This window comes from Streptomyces sp. STAM6, assembly GCF_054963715.1.
Window position 1 is genome coordinate 60,639 of the sequence record NZ_JBUEFZ010000001.1, and the last position, 12,685, is coordinate 73,323.

The window sequence follows — 12,685 nt, forward strand, 5'->3', positions numbered from 1 at the left end:
GACGCCCGGCCGCCGGGTGACCGGGCGGAAGACCGCCGGTGTGCTCCGGCGGCCTCCGGGCGCTCCCGGCGCCCCGGGGCGCCATGGGGCTCAGGGGCGGGGGCCGTAGCCGCGCAGCTTCTCCGCGGCGGCGTCGAGCTCTGCCGGGGACAGCAGGCTGGGGGTGCGGCCGGGGACGGAGGTGGCCGTGAGCCAGACCTTGCACATCCATTCGAGCTGGGCGGTGCGGTCGTAGGCCTGGTCGAGCGAGTCCCCGTAGGTGACCGTCCCGTGGTTGCGGAGCAGACAGCCCGTGCGGCCGTCGAGCGCGTGCAGCATGTTCTCCGCCAACTCGTGTGTGCCGTAGAGCGCGTAAGGGGCGACACGGACGGGACCGCCGAGGATCGCGGTCATGTAGTGGACCGGCGGGAGCTCGGTGACGAGCGTGGAGACGGCGGTGGCGTGAATCGCGTGGGTGTGCACGACGGCCCGGGCCCCGGTGCGGCGGTAGATCGCCAGGTGCATGGGCAGTTCGCTGGTGGGGGCCAGCTCGCCGCGCACCCGCCGTCCGCCGAGGTCGACGGCCACGGTGTCGGCGGGGGTGAGCCGGTCGTAGGGCACGCCGCTCGGGGTGACGAGGACGAGATCGTCCACGCGAACCGACACGTTTCCCGAGGTCCCGACGACGAGGCCGTCCGTCACAGTCCGGCGGGCGGTGGCGACCAGCTCGTCCCACGCCTGTTCGATCGCGTCCTGCTTCATGCCCCGATCATGTCAGGCCGGGCCCGCGCTGCCGTGGCCGGGAACGACGGACATGACAGGACCTTCCCGTAGCCCCAGGGATATTTGTCATGCACGTCGCCATCAGGGGGAAACAGTGGCTCGTCATCACAAACCGCCCTGCCGTCGTGCGCGGAACCGGGCCGCCGGCCGTGCCCGCGTCCGGGCCCGTCTGCCGGCGGGCTCCGTCGCCGCCCTGACCATCGGGACCCTGATGACCGCGCCGACCGGTGCGTCCGTGTCGGTCGCCGGTCCGGTTCGCCGGGGAGTCCGCCCGCCGGCTGGTCGTACTGGACCTGCTGGCAGTGCGACGACGGGGGCGGGGAGCTGCCGGGTGACCAAAATCTCTTCAACGGCTCGATGAGCCGCCTCAGAGGGTTCGCGGGCCGCCGCCGAGGCGGCCCGCGGGCCCGCGGGGAGACGAAGCGGAATGCCCGGACCCTGTTGGTGACACCGCCCCGCCCGACCCAGTTCACCTTCCGTTCACTCAGGTTGCCTACGTTCGGCGAACCACTGACGTCGAACGATTGCCTGGGTAAATGGAACACATCACGCTGCTGCTCGCCATTGTGGTCGTGACAGCTCTCGTGTTCGATTTCACGAACGGTTTCCATGACACGGCCAACGCGATGGCGACGACCATCTCGACCGGCGCGATGAAGCCCAAGACGGCGGTGGCCATGTCCGCCGTTCTCAACCTTGTCGGCGCGTTCCTGTCCGTCGAGGTCGCCAAGACGATCTCCGGCGGGATCATCAACGAAGAAGGCATCAGAACCGAGGTCATCTTCGCGGCGCTCGTCGGCGCCATCCTGTGGAACCTCCTGACCTGGCTGCTGGGCCTGCCGTCCAGTTCCTCCCACGCCCTGTTCGGCGGCCTGATCGGCGCCGCGGTGATGTCGGCCGGCTTCTCGGCCGTCAACGGCGGGACGATCGTCACCAAGGTCCTCATCCCGGCCGTGGCCGCACCCGTGGTCGCCGGCGTCGCCGCGCTCTTCGCCACGAAGCTGACCTACCGGATCGGCAGCAAGGCCGACGACAAGGCCACCTCCAAGGGCTACCGCGCCGGCCAGATCGCCTCCGCCGGCCTGGTCTCGCTCGCCCACGGCACGAACGACGCGCAGAAGACGATGGGTGTCATCACCCTGGCCCTGGTCACCGGCGGTGTCCTGGCCCCCGGCTCGAACCCCCCGATGTGGGTCATCGTCTCCGCCGGCGTGGCCATCGCGCTCGGCACGTACCTGGGCGGCTGGCGCATCATCCGCACCATGGGCAAGGGCCTGACCGACCTCCGGCCGCAGCAGGGCTTCGCCGCCCAGACCAGCGCCGCGACCGTCATCCTGGCCTCGTCGAACCTCGGCTTCTCGCTCTCCACCACCCAGTCCTGCTCCGGCGCCGTGATGGGCGCGGGCCTCGGCCGCAAGGGCGGCGTGGTGCGCTGGTCGACCGCGACCCGCATGTTCGTCGCCTGGGGCCTGACCCTGCCGGCCGCGGGCCTGGTCGCCGCCGGCGCCGAATTCCTCACCCAGCAGGGCCCCTGGGGCGTCGCCGCCGTCGCCGTGCTCCTGGTCGCGGGCTCCGCCGCCATCTGGGTCGCGTCGCGCCGCAAGCCGGTCGACCACACCAACGTGACCGACGACGAGATCGCCGAGCCGGCCGGTGTCGTGACCGCCGCCATCGCGGCCGTCACCCCGCCGCCCACCGCCGCCGCCACCGCCGAGGCGCCGGACCTGAAGACCACCATCCCGGCACCGGCCCCGGCCACCGCCGCGACCGACCCGGCCCCGACCGCCGCGGTGTAAGGAAAGAATCCAGCATGAAGATCGACTGGGCAGCTCTCGGCTCCGTCTTCGGCGTGAGCCTCGTCGTCACCGTCGCCCTGGTGGGCCTGTTCACCCTCGGCATCGTCGGCCTCTCCAAGCAGGAGGCGGCCACCGCCCAGGGCGGCTCGGCCACCCTGGCGCGCACCGGCGCCTACGCCTGCTTCGCTCTCTGCGCGGCCGCCGTGGCGTTCGGGATCTACTTGATCGTCGTCTGACGCCGCGCGCCCCGGCGCGCCCCGTTTCACCCGCGCCCCCGGAACGCTCCAGTCGTTCCGGGGGCGCCCTTGTGTCCCCGGCCCGGCCCGCACCGCACCGCGCTGATCACCTTGCTATGGTCTGCGTCACACAGGGACCACTCTCGAAAAGACATGTGTCATACTGGCGTACTTCAGAATAGATAGCGTCCGCACTACCTATGCCTGTTCCGCGCCTGGCGAATCGACAGCACCCCTGGCCGCCGACGAACAGCGAGGAAGAAGGAACGCCACCATGACCAGGGACGTCGACCCGAGCCTGAACCGCCGCAAGCTCCGCATCGAGCTGCGCAAGGCCCGCGAGGCGGCCTCCCTCACCCAGCGCGACGCCGCCCAGGGCCTGGAATGGTCCCTTTCCAAACTGATCAGGATCGAAGCCGGCACGGTCAGCGTCTCCGTCACGGACCTGCGGGCCCTGCTCCAGCAGTACGGCGTCACGGAGCCCGCACTGGTCGCCGACCTGGAGCAGGCCGCGCGCGGCTCCAAGGGCCAGTCCTGGTGGGCGGAGTACAGCGACTTCCTCAACCCGCAGTTCGCGCAGTACCTCGGGTACGAGAGCGCGGCCACCACCCTGCGCTCCTTCCAGCCCGTCACCTTCCCCGCGCTCCTCCAGACCGAGGACTACGCGACGGCGCTGCTCACCGACCGGGCCGAAGGCAGCGAGCTGCGCCGCGCGGTCGAACTGCGCACCACCCGCCAGGAGCGGATCTTCGACGCGGTGGACGGCCCCGAGACGTACTTCGTCGTCGACGAGTCCGCCTTCCACCGGCACATCGGCGGCCCCGCCGTCCTGCGCCGCCAGCTGCAGCACGTCAAGGAACTGGCGGCACACCCGCGGGTGACCCTGCAGATGCTGCCGTTCACCGCCGGCGCCCGCTTCGGCACGTCGACCCCGTTCACGCTCCTCACCTTCAAGGACGACGACGATCTGCTCTATCTGGAGAGCCCGGCCGGCAGTCTCGCCAACCGCGACGACCTCGCCCTCATCGCGCGCTACCAGGAGACCTTCGCCGACCTGAACAACATCGCGTACGACGGCGATCGCTTGACGGCACTGATCGACGAGCTCATCGCAGGGCTGAGCACCGGCTGATCCCGGGGCGGACGGCTCCGGGCGGGACCAGGGAGGGCCGAAGGTGGTCTTCGAGTGGCGTGAATGGTGGGGAAGGCTCCGTACGGCCAGGTCGGTCGAGGTGAGAGACGCCGCGGACGGTTCCGGCTGGGCAGCCGGGGACGGTTCCGCCGGGGCAGCCGCGGACGGTCCCGCCGGGCCACCCGCGCCCTCCGGCCCGGCCGGACCGGATCAGCCCGCGGACGAGGGCGTCGACGACGCCCTGCTGAAGGCGTACGGCCTGCGGGACCCGGAGTGGACGGACGCGCTCGTCCGGCTGGAGACGGCACGCCGGGACGGGGAGATACGGCTGCGGAAGGTGCCCCTGCTGATGGGGGCCGCCTGCGGCAGCCTGCTCTTCCTCTCCCTGGCCCTGGCCGTCCACACCGCGTCGACGCTGCGCGTCGCGTTCGCCGGCTCGCCGGTGTGGACGGCCGCCGTCGGCATCGCCGGGGCGTCACTGATCAGCGTGGTCGCCGCGCACGTCGGCCGGTCCCTCGGCACGGGCGCCGCGCAGGTCCCCGCTCCGGCGGCGGCTGACGACGGGGCTAGGAGTGCCGCTTCCCGGCCACCGGGAGAACCCGGTCCAGGGCCCGGGAGCGGACCGTGACCGGGGTGAAGCCCCACCAGAATCCGGCGGCCACCGCCAGCAGGGCGCTGACCGCCAGCCAGACCACCAGACGTGTCTCGGGCTCGGGCACGAGCAGGGCGAAGAGGGCACCCACGCCCACGGCGACGGTGCCCGACACCATGCCGTACAGCCCGAGCGCACCGGCCGCCGTCCACCGTGATCCGCCGGCCCCGGCCGCTCCGGGCCCCTCCGTGACGGACCTCCTGGGCGCGTCGCCCATCTGCCCACCTCCCGTACGCGGGGCGGAACATCACGCACCGCCGTCGGGCGGTGACACGATCCCCGTCAGGAAACCACGCCAGGTCGCGGCGGGGAAGACCAGTACGGGCCCCCACGGGCGCACGGAATCGCGCACGGCGACCCGGTGTTCCCCGCGCGCCACCTCGACGCATGTGCTCCCGGTCTCGTCGGAATAGCTGCTCTTGCGCCACATCGGCGACTTGCGCGCCAGGGACTCCGGCGCCCTCCCCGCGGACGGCTCGCCGTCGACCACACCGACCTCCTCCTGCTCGAGTGTCAGCGCCCCGACGTCGACTCATCTCGACACACCCCAGCGCACCACATCAGGGTCGTGTATCCCCGCACGAAACACCCGATGTCGCCCGTCGGCGCTCTGTTGTTCGGTTTTCGTAGGACAGTGTTCCCACCTTAGGAAGGCGGAAGCGCGCGCCGTAGGCGCAAACCGGCCCCGGTGTGGGCCTCGGCACACCGTCCCGTCGCAGGTCAAGGGCGAGTTGACGGGCATTCGCGGGGCGTGGTGGACTGCCGGGGCCATTTACGGCGGCAGAAGAGGAAGCCGGTGAGAATCCGGCGCGGTCCCGCCACTGTCACCGGACGTGCGGAGCACGCATGTCCGGGAGCCAGGAACTCTCGCCGCCGGTCACGTCGAGCCAGGGCGCGGACCCTGAGTGAGGACATCGCACCATGCCCGGCTGCGCCCATGCCGCTGCTTCCTGCGCGTTCGCCCATGCCCTTCCCTGCCCACCGGTGGGGCGAACCGATGCGCGGTGACTCCGTCTTCGCCTGCGGCGCGGCCACCGGGCTCGCCGTCGACCTGCTTCTCGGTGATCCCCGCCGCGGACACCCGGTGGCCGCTTTCGGCCGGGCTGCGGGTGGTGTGGAGAGCGTGTTGTGGCGCGACCACCGCGGCTGGGGTGCGCTGCATGCCCTGGTGTGCGCCGGTGGCGCGGCGGGGGCGGCCGCACTGGCCGCGCGCGCGGTGCGCGGCCGGGCCGGGGGCGCCGCATCCGTCGCGCTGACCGCCGCGTCCGTCTGGGCCGTCGTGGGCGGTACGACGCTGGGGCGGGAGGCCCGCGCGATCGGCGGGGCCCTGGCAGCCGGCGACGCGGAGGTGGCGCGTGAGCGGCTGCCGCATCTGTGCGGGCGCGATCCGCAGGCGCTGGACGAGGCCGGGATCGCGCGTGCGGTCGTGGAGTCGGTCGCCGAGAACACCTCGGACGCAGTGGTCGGTGCGCTGGTGTGGGGTGCGCTCGCCGGAGTACCGGGCCTGGTCGGCTTCCGGGCGGTCAACACCCTGGACGCGATGGTGGGCCACAAGTCGCCGCGCTACCGCCGGTTCGGCTGGGCGTCGGCCCGGCTGGACGATGTGGCGGGCTGGCCGGGTGCCCGCCTGACGGCCGCGCTCGCGGCGGTCGCGGGCGGTGACCCGCGCGGGGCGGTACGCGCCTGGCGCGCGGACGCCGCCGGGCACCCGAGCCCCAACGCGGGCCCGGTGGAGGCGTCGTTCGCGGGCGCGCTGGGGGTACGACTCGGGGGGACCCTGTCGTACGGCGGCCGGGTCGAGCACCGGCCCGTGCTCAACGGGGTCGGCCGGGACGTGGAGGTCGGGGACATCGAACGGGCGGTGCGGCTATCGCGCCGGGTGAGTGCCCTCGCGCTGGCCGTGTGCGTGGGCGGGCGGCTGGCCTTCGGGGCCATGAAGCGGAGGCGTACATGAGTGGGGGGCTGCTCGTCGCGGGCACCACGTCCGACGCGGGCAAGAGCGTCGTCACGGCGGGCATCTGCCGGTGGCTGGTCCGCAGGGGCGTGAAGGTCGCCCCGTTCAAGGGGCAGAACATGTCCCTCAATTCGTTCGTCACGCGCGAGGGCGCGGAGATCGGGCGCGCCCAGGCCATGCAGGCACAGGCGGCCCGCGTCGAGCCGACGGCGCTGATGAACCCGGTCCTGCTGAAGCCGGGCAGCGACCGCTCCAGCCAGGTCGTGCTGATGGGCAAGCCGGTGGGTGAGCTGAGCGCCCGGGGGTTCTTCGGGGGGCCGAGTGGGTCGTCCCCAGGGAAGATGCTGCACGGTGGCCGGCAGCGTGAGCTGTTCGAGCCGGTGATGGCCTGCCTGGAGGAGCTGCGGCGCTCGTACGACGCGGTGATCTGCGAGGGCGCGGGCAGCCCGGCGGAGATCAATCTGCGCCGCACCGACATCGTGAACATGGGCATAGCGCGTGCCGCGCGCTTCCCCGTCGTCGTGGTCGGCGACATCGACCGGGGCGGGGTCTTCGCGCAGTTCTTCGGTACGACGGCGCTGCTGGCACCCGAGGACCAGGAACTGGTCGCGGGCTACCTTGTCAACAAGTTCCGCGGCGACGTGACCCTGCTGGAGCCGGGTCTGGACATGCTGCACGGGCTCACCGGGCGCCGCACGTTCGGCGTCCTGCCGTACGCGCACGGTCTCGGGATCGACGAGGAGGACGGACTGCGGGTGTCCCTGCGGGGAACCGTGCGCGAGTCCGTGGTCGCGGCGCCCGTGGGCGAGGACGTGCTGCGCGTCGCCGTCTGCGCCGTACCGCTGATGTCGAATTTCACCGACGTGGACGCGCTGGCCGCGGAGCCGGGTGTGGTCGTGCGGTTCGTCGACCGGCCCGAGGAGCTCGTCGACGCGGATCTGGTGGTCGTGCCGGGCACCCGCGGCACGGTCGGGGCGCTGGAGTGGCTGCGCGAGCGGGGCCTGGCCGGCGCGCTCGCGCGGCGCGCGGCCGAGGGCCGCCCGGTCCTCGGCATCTGCGGCGGTTTCCAGGCGCTGGGCGAACACATCGAGGACGAGGTGGAGTCCCGGGCCGGTGAGGTCGCGGGGCTCGGACTGCTGCCGGTGCGGGTGCGGTTCGCCCGCGAGAAGACCCTGGCGCGCCCGGTCGGCGAGGCACTCGGCGAGCGGGTCGAGGGGTACGAGATCCACCACGGCGTCGCCGAGGTGCTGGGCGGCGAGCCGTTCCTGGACGGCTGCCGGGTCGGGGCCGTGTGGGGCACCCACTGGCACGGGTCGCTGGAGAGCGACGGCTTCCGCCGCGCCTTCCTGCGCGTCGTGGCCGCTGAGGCCGGCCGCCGCTTCGTCCCGGCGCCGGACACGGCGTTCGGCGCGCTGCGCGAGGAGCAGCTGGACCGGCTCGGCGACCTGATCGAGGAACACGCGGACACCGACGCGCTCCTGAGGCTCGTCGAACAGGGCCCGCCGGCCGGCCTTCCCTTCATCGCACCCGGAGCACCCGAACACCCCGGAGCACCTTCATGAGCACTGCACCCCACTATCCCTTCACCGCGATCGTCGGTATGGACGATCTGCGGCTCGGGCTGCTGCTGAACGCGGTGTCCCCGGCCGTCGGCGGTGTGCTCGTCCGCGGGGAGAAGGGCACCGCGAAGTCGACGGCCGTGCGGGCCCTCGCGGCGCTGATGCCGGACGTCGAGGTGGTCGCCGGCTGCCGCTTCTCCTGTGCGCCCGCCTCCCCCGACCCGGCGTGCCCGGACGGGCCGCACGAGGTCGCGCCGGGCGTGGCGCGACCCGCCCGGATGGTGGAGCTGCCCGTCGGCGCCTCGGAGGACCGGCTCGTGGGCGCCCTCGACATCGAGCGTGCCCTGGCGGACGGGGTGAAGGCCTTCGAGCCCGGCCTGCTGGCGGACGCGCACCGCGGTGTGCTCTACGTCGACGAGGTCAACCTCCTCCACGACCACCTCGTGGACCTGCTGCTCGACGCGGCCGCCATGGGCGCGTCGTACGTGGAGCGCGAGGGCGTCTCGGTGCGGCACGCGGCCCGCTTCCTGCTCGTCGGGACGATGAACCCCGAGGAGGGGGAGCTGCGGCCGCAGTTGCTCGACCGGTTCGGGCTGACCGTCGAGGTGGCCGCGTCGCGCGAGCCGGACCAGCGGGTCGAGGTGGTACGGCGGCGGCTCGCCTACGACGACGACCCGGCCGCGTTCGCCGCGCGCTGGGCGGACGAGGAGGCGGCGCTGCGGGCGCGGATCGTGGCCGCCCGGGAACTGCTGCCCGCCGTGAACCTGGGTGACGCGGCGTTGCGCCAGATCGCGGCGACGTGCGCCGCGTTCGAGGTGGACGGCATGCGGGCGGACATCGTCATGGCCCGTACCGCGACGGCTCTGGCCGCCTGGGCCGGGCGCACGGACGTCACGTCGGACGACGTCCGGCAGGCGGCGCTGCTGGCGCTGCCGCACCGGCGCCGGCGCAACCCGTTCGACGCGCCGGGCCTGGACGAGGACAAGCTGGACGAGACGCTGGAGGAGTTCGGCGGCGGGGACGACGAGCCGGACCCCGACCCGGGCCCGGACGGCGGTGGGGACGGCGGTGGGGATGGCGGTGGCGGCGGTGTGCCGCCGCAGAGTGGTGCTCCGGAGGACTCCGCCGCGCCACAGGCCCCTGACACGCAGGCCGCGCCGGAGGCGCCGGCCGACGCGGAGCAGGCGCCCGCCCCCGCCGGCGGCGCGTCCGCCTCCCCCGCCGGACAGGCCGCCGTGGCGGCCGCCGAGCCGTTCCGTACGAAGGTGCTGAGCGTGCCCGGCCTCGGCGAGGGCGCGGCCGGGCGCCGTTCGCGCGCGCGTACCGAGCACGGCCGGACGACCGGTGCGCGCCGGCCGCGGGGTGCGCTGACCAAGCTGCACCTGGCGGCGACCGTGCGGGCGGCCGCGCCGCACCAGCGCGCCCGGGGCCGGTCCGGGCCCGGTCTCGTCGTCCGGCGTGATGATCTGCGCCAGGCGACCCGGGAGGGCCGGGAGGGCAATCTGGTGCTGTTCGCGGTGGACGCCTCGGGTTCGATGGCGGCCCGGCAGCGGATGAGTGCCGTGAAGGGAGCCGTGCTGTCGCTGCTGCTGGACGCCTACCAGCGGCGCGACAAGGTCGGGCTGGTCACCTTCCGCGGCTCCGCCGCCGAGGTGGCTCTGCCGCCGACGTCGTCGGTGGACGCCGCGGCGACGCGGCTGGAACAGCTGCCGACGGGCGGCCGGACGCCGCTGTCGGCGGGTCTGCTCAAGGCCCACGACGTACTGCGGGTGGAGCGGCTGCGCGATCCGTCGCGCCGGCCGCTGCTGGTGGTCGTCACGGACGGCCGGGCGACCGGCGGCCCCGAGCCGCTGAAGCTGGCCGCCCGCGCGGCCGGACTGCACGCCGCCGAGGGCACCGCGTCGGTGGTGCTCGACTGCGAGACGGGGCCGGTACGGCTGGGGCTGGCCGCGGAGCTGGCCCGTCAGCTCGGCGGCACCGTCGTCACACTCGACGAACTGCGCGCGGACTCCATCGCGGGTCTGGTCAGGGACGTCCAAGCAACGAGGAGGGCCGCATAATGCCGCAGGGACAGCCGACCGTCGTACCGCAGGACGGTCTGACCACCCGCCAGCGCCGCAACCGGCCGCTGGTGATGGTGCACACGGGCGTGGGCAAGGGGAAGTCGACCGCCGCGTTCGGGATGGCGCTGCGCGCCTGGAACCAGGGCTGGCCGGTCGGGGTGTTCCAGTTCGTCAAGTCGGCGAAGTGGAGGGTCGGCGAGGAGAACGCGCTCAAGGCGCTGGGCGAGACCGGCAAGGGCGGCACGGTCGACTGGCACAAGATGGGAGAGGGCTGGTCCTGGATCCAGCGGCCGCCGGCCGAGGGCGAGCAGTCGCACGAGGACAAGGCCCGCGAGGGCTGGGAGCAGGTCAAGCGGGACCTCGCCGCGGAGAAGTACACGTTCTACGTCCTGGACGAGTTCGCCTATCTGCTGCACTGGGGCTGGATCGACACCGCCGAGGTGGTCGAGGTGCTGAGGAACCGGCCGGGCACCCAGCACGTGGTGATCACCGGCCGCAACGCGCCGGCCGAGCTGTGCGAGTTCGCCGACCTCGTCACCGACATGTCCAAGGTGAAGCACCCGATGGACGCCGGTCAGAAGGGCCAGCGGGGCATCGAGTGGTAGCACGTCTCGTCATCGCGGCACCGTCGTCCGGCGCGGGCAAGACCACCGTGGCGACCGGCCTGATGGCCGCGTTCGCCTCGCGGGGGCTCGCGGTGTCCCCGCACAAGGTGGGGCCGGACTACATCGATCCGGGCTACCACGCGCTCGCCACCGGCCGGCCGGGCCGCAACCTCGACGCGTACATGTGCGGCACGGAGCTGATCGCGCCGCTCTTCGCACACGGCGCGCGCGGCTGCGAACTGGCCGTGGTCGAAGGGGTGATGGGCCTCTACGACGGTGCCGCCGACCAGGGTGAGCTGGCCTCGACGGCGCAGGTCGCCAAGTTGCTGAAGGCACCGGTGGTGCTGGTGGTGGACGCCTCGTCGCAGTCCCGGTCGGTGGCGGCGCTGGTGCACGGCTTCGCGTCGTGGGACCCGGAGGTGCGGATCGGCGGGGTGATCCTCAACAAGGTCGCCACCGACCGGCACGAGCATCTGCTGCGGGAGGCGCTCGGGGAGTCGGGCGTGCCGGTGCTGGGGGTGCTGCGGCGGGCCCCCGCGGTCGCCACGCCGTCCCGGCACCTGGGTCTGGTGCCGGTCGCCGAGCGGCAGGCCGCGGCGGTGGAGGCGGTGGCGGCGCAGGCCGAGCAGGTGCGGCAGGGCTGCGACCTGGACGCCCTGCTGGCGCTGGCGCGCAGCGCACCGGAGTTGCGCACCGAGGCGTGGGGCGCCCTGGGGGCCGCTGCGGCCGGGCACACCCCGGCCGCCGGCCCGCGGTGGCGGGACGAGGCCGGCCGGGGGCCGGTCGTCGCCGTCGCGGGCGGGGCCGCGTTCACGTTCTCCTACGCCGAGCACGCGGAGCTCCTGGCGGCGGCGGGCGCCGAGGTCGTCACCTTCGATCCGCTCCGGGACGAGACGCTGCCCGAGGGGACCTCGGGGCTGGTCGTCGGCGGCGGGTTCCCCGAGATGTACGGGGAGGCGCTGTCGGCCAACGAGCCGCTGCGCAAAGCGGTCGCCGAACTCGCCGCGTCGGGCGCGCCGATCGCCGCGGAGTGCGCCGGGCTGCTCTATCTCGCGCGCTCGCTGGACGGGAGGCCCATGTGCGGGGTTCTCGACGCCGACGCGCGCATGTCGGAGCGGCTCACGCTGGGGTACCGCGACGCGGTCGCGGTGAGCGACAGTCCGCTGGCGGCGGCGGGTACGCGCGTGCGCGGCCACGAGTTCCACCGCACGGTCGTCGAGCCGGGCGCGGGCTCGCTGCCCGCGTGGGGGCTGCGGCAGCCGGAGCGGCGCGTGGAGGGCTTCGTCCAGGGCGGTGTGCACGCGAGTTATGTGCACACCCACTGGGCGGCGGTGCCGGAAACGGCGCGGCGGTTCGTGGAGTTCTGCGCACGGTGATGCTGGTCGTCGGGGTCGGAGCCGGGCGGGGGGTGTCGGCGGACGAGGTGCTCGGGCTGGTCGAGGAGACCCTCCGGGATGCCGGGCTGACGGCGGCCGACGTCGTGGCACTGGCGACCGTCGACACCAAGGCAGACGAACCCGGCATCGTGGCGGCCGCGCAGCGGATGGGGGTGCCGCTGTGGACCCGTCCGGCGGCGGAACTGGCCCGCGTTGACGTGCCGCACCCGTCCGCCGCGGTGGCGGGCGCCGTGGGGACGCCGTCGGTGGCGGAGGCGGCGGCGCTGGCGTCCGGCGGCGAGCTGGTCGTACCGAAGCGGCGGGCGGCGGGCGGGGTGCGGGTGACCTGCGCGGTCGCCCGCGGGCGGTTGTTGAACATGGGACGGGGGTACATCGGTGGGGAAGCGGCGTTGACAGCACCGGCCGCTCCGGAGTCTTTAGACAGGGAGCGACAGTGATGCCGAGCGTGACCCGCTGGGCACCTCTTGTCCGGGCAGGCCGCCACGGGCGGTCCGCCGTTCACCCCCCACTTCCACCCACCCGATGGCGG

At 73.6% G+C, this 12,685-nt stretch carries 12 protein-coding genes, 2 pseudogenes and 1 riboswitch; of the genes and pseudogenes, 10 read left to right on the forward strand and 4 right to left on the reverse strand.

Annotated features, from left to right (window positions below):
- Positions 1–90: 90 nt before the first annotated feature.
- The gene (locus tag ACY34K_RS00305) at positions 91–741 is read right to left on the reverse strand and encodes a class II aldolase/adducin family protein (protein WP_462741615.1); all 651 of its coding nucleotides are present in this window, start codon (positions 739–741) and stop codon (positions 91–93) included.
- Between the two features lie 282 nt (positions 742–1,023).
- Here ACY34K_RS00305 and ACY34K_RS00310 point away from each other — a divergent pair.
- The 4 genes and pseudogenes from ACY34K_RS00310 to ACY34K_RS00325 form a co-directional block, all read left to right on the forward strand.
- Positions 1,024–1,143: pseudogene (locus ACY34K_RS00310) on the forward strand (hydrolase); the annotation flags it as partial.
- 155 nt (positions 1,144–1,298) lie between these two features.
- A complete protein-coding gene (locus tag ACY34K_RS00315; protein ID WP_462741618.1) occupies positions 1,299–2,558 on the forward strand; it encodes an anion permease in 1,260 nt (419 codons plus the stop codon).
- A 14-nt stretch (positions 2,559–2,572) separates the two neighbouring features.
- The gene (locus ACY34K_RS00320; protein WP_462741621.1) at positions 2,573–2,794 is read left to right on the forward strand and encodes a hypothetical protein; all 222 of its coding nucleotides are present in this window, start codon (positions 2,573–2,575) and stop codon (positions 2,792–2,794) included.
- 274 nt (positions 2,795–3,068) lie between these two features.
- Positions 3,069–3,926 carry a helix-turn-helix domain-containing protein gene (locus ACY34K_RS00325; RefSeq protein WP_462741624.1) on the forward strand — a complete coding sequence of 286 codons (858 nt, stop codon included), beginning with the start codon at positions 3,069–3,071 and terminating at the stop codon, positions 3,924–3,926.
- Positions 3,927–4,136: 210 nt separating this feature from the next.
- On the opposite strand, the gene ACY34K_RS00330 is transcribed toward ACY34K_RS00325, so the two are convergent.
- Genes ACY34K_RS00330 through ACY34K_RS00340 form a run of 3 tightly spaced genes read right to left on the reverse strand, consistent with a single transcriptional unit; the run spans position 4,137 to position 5,068 of the window.
- Positions 4,137–4,448: a hypothetical protein gene (locus ACY34K_RS00330; protein ID WP_462741626.1), complete on the reverse strand. Its 312-nt coding sequence runs from the start codon at positions 4,446–4,448 to the stop codon at positions 4,137–4,139.
- A gap of 44 nt (positions 4,449–4,492) precedes the next feature.
- Positions 4,493–4,795 (reverse strand): hypothetical protein, encoded by a 303-nt coding sequence (locus tag ACY34K_RS00335; protein ID WP_462741628.1) that lies wholly within the window; start codon positions 4,793–4,795, stop codon positions 4,493–4,495.
- 30 nt (positions 4,796–4,825) lie between these two features.
- A complete protein-coding gene (locus ACY34K_RS00340) occupies positions 4,826–5,068 on the reverse strand; it encodes a DUF397 domain-containing protein (RefSeq protein ID WP_462741631.1) in 243 nt (80 codons plus the stop codon).
- A gap of 248 nt (positions 5,069–5,316) precedes the next feature.
- Positions 5,317–5,464, forward strand: a riboswitch (cobalamin riboswitch).
- Positions 5,465–5,575: 111 nt separating this feature from the next.
- Between ACY34K_RS00340 and ACY34K_RS00345 the strand changes: the two genes are divergently transcribed.
- The 6 genes and pseudogenes from ACY34K_RS00345 to ACY34K_RS00370 form a co-directional block, all read left to right on the forward strand.
- On the forward strand, positions 5,576–6,532 hold the full coding sequence (locus ACY34K_RS00345) for a cobalamin biosynthesis protein (protein ID WP_462742706.1): 957 nt from the start codon (positions 5,576–5,578) through the stop codon (positions 6,530–6,532).
- Positions 6,529–8,094, forward strand: a complete 1,566-nt coding sequence (locus tag ACY34K_RS00350) for a cobyric acid synthase (RefSeq protein WP_462741634.1) — start codon at positions 6,529–6,531, stop codon at positions 8,092–8,094. Before ACY34K_RS00345 ends, ACY34K_RS00350 begins: the two co-directional genes overlap by 4 nt.
- Positions 8,091–10,151: a putative cobaltochelatase gene (locus ACY34K_RS00355; RefSeq protein ID WP_462741637.1), complete on the forward strand. Its 2,061-nt coding sequence runs from the start codon at positions 8,091–8,093 to the stop codon at positions 10,149–10,151. Before ACY34K_RS00350 ends, ACY34K_RS00355 begins: the two co-directional genes overlap by 4 nt.
- The gene (cobO, locus tag ACY34K_RS00360; protein ID WP_462741640.1) at positions 10,151–10,759 is read left to right on the forward strand and encodes a cob(I)yrinic acid a,c-diamide adenosyltransferase; all 609 of its coding nucleotides are present in this window, start codon (positions 10,151–10,153) and stop codon (positions 10,757–10,759) included. Before ACY34K_RS00355 ends, cobO begins: the two co-directional genes overlap by 1 nt.
- Positions 10,753–12,135, forward strand: a complete 1,383-nt coding sequence (locus ACY34K_RS00365; RefSeq protein WP_462741643.1) for a cobyrinate a,c-diamide synthase — start codon at positions 10,753–10,755, stop codon at positions 12,133–12,135. The genes cobO and ACY34K_RS00365 overlap by 7 nt, the downstream gene beginning before the upstream one ends.
- A pseudogene (locus tag ACY34K_RS00370) lies at positions 12,135–12,500 on the forward strand (cobalamin biosynthesis protein); the annotation flags it as partial. The gene ACY34K_RS00365 and the pseudogene ACY34K_RS00370, both read left to right, overlap by 1 nt.
- Positions 12,501–12,685 lie beyond the last annotated feature (185 nt).

Coding starts and splice junctions, on each gene's coding strand:
- ACY34K_RS00315 (WP_462741618.1), top strand. CDS start 1,299: ATGGAACACATCACGCTGCTGCTCGCCATTGTGGTCGTGACAGCTCTC.
- ACY34K_RS00345 (WP_462742706.1), top strand. CDS start 5,576: ATGCGCGGTGACTCCGTCTTCGCCTGCGGCGCGGCCACCGGGCTCGCC.
- ACY34K_RS00350 (WP_462741634.1), top strand. CDS start 6,529: ATGAGTGGGGGGCTGCTCGTCGCGGGCACCACGTCCGACGCGGGCAAG.
- ACY34K_RS00320 (WP_462741621.1), top strand. CDS start 2,573: ATGAAGATCGACTGGGCAGCTCTCGGCTCCGTCTTCGGCGTGAGCCTC.
- ACY34K_RS00305 (WP_462741615.1), bottom strand. CDS start 741: ATGAAGCAGGACGCGATCGAACAGGCGTGGGACGAGCTGGTCGCCACC.
- ACY34K_RS00335 (WP_462741628.1), bottom strand. CDS start 4,795: ATGGGCGACGCGCCCAGGAGGTCCGTCACGGAGGGGCCCGGAGCGGCC.
- ACY34K_RS00325 (WP_462741624.1), top strand. CDS start 3,069: ATGACCAGGGACGTCGACCCGAGCCTGAACCGCCGCAAGCTCCGCATC.
- ACY34K_RS00355 (WP_462741637.1), top strand. CDS start 8,091: ATGAGCACTGCACCCCACTATCCCTTCACCGCGATCGTCGGTATGGAC.
- cobO (WP_462741640.1), top strand. CDS start 10,151: ATGCCGCAGGGACAGCCGACCGTCGTACCGCAGGACGGTCTGACCACC.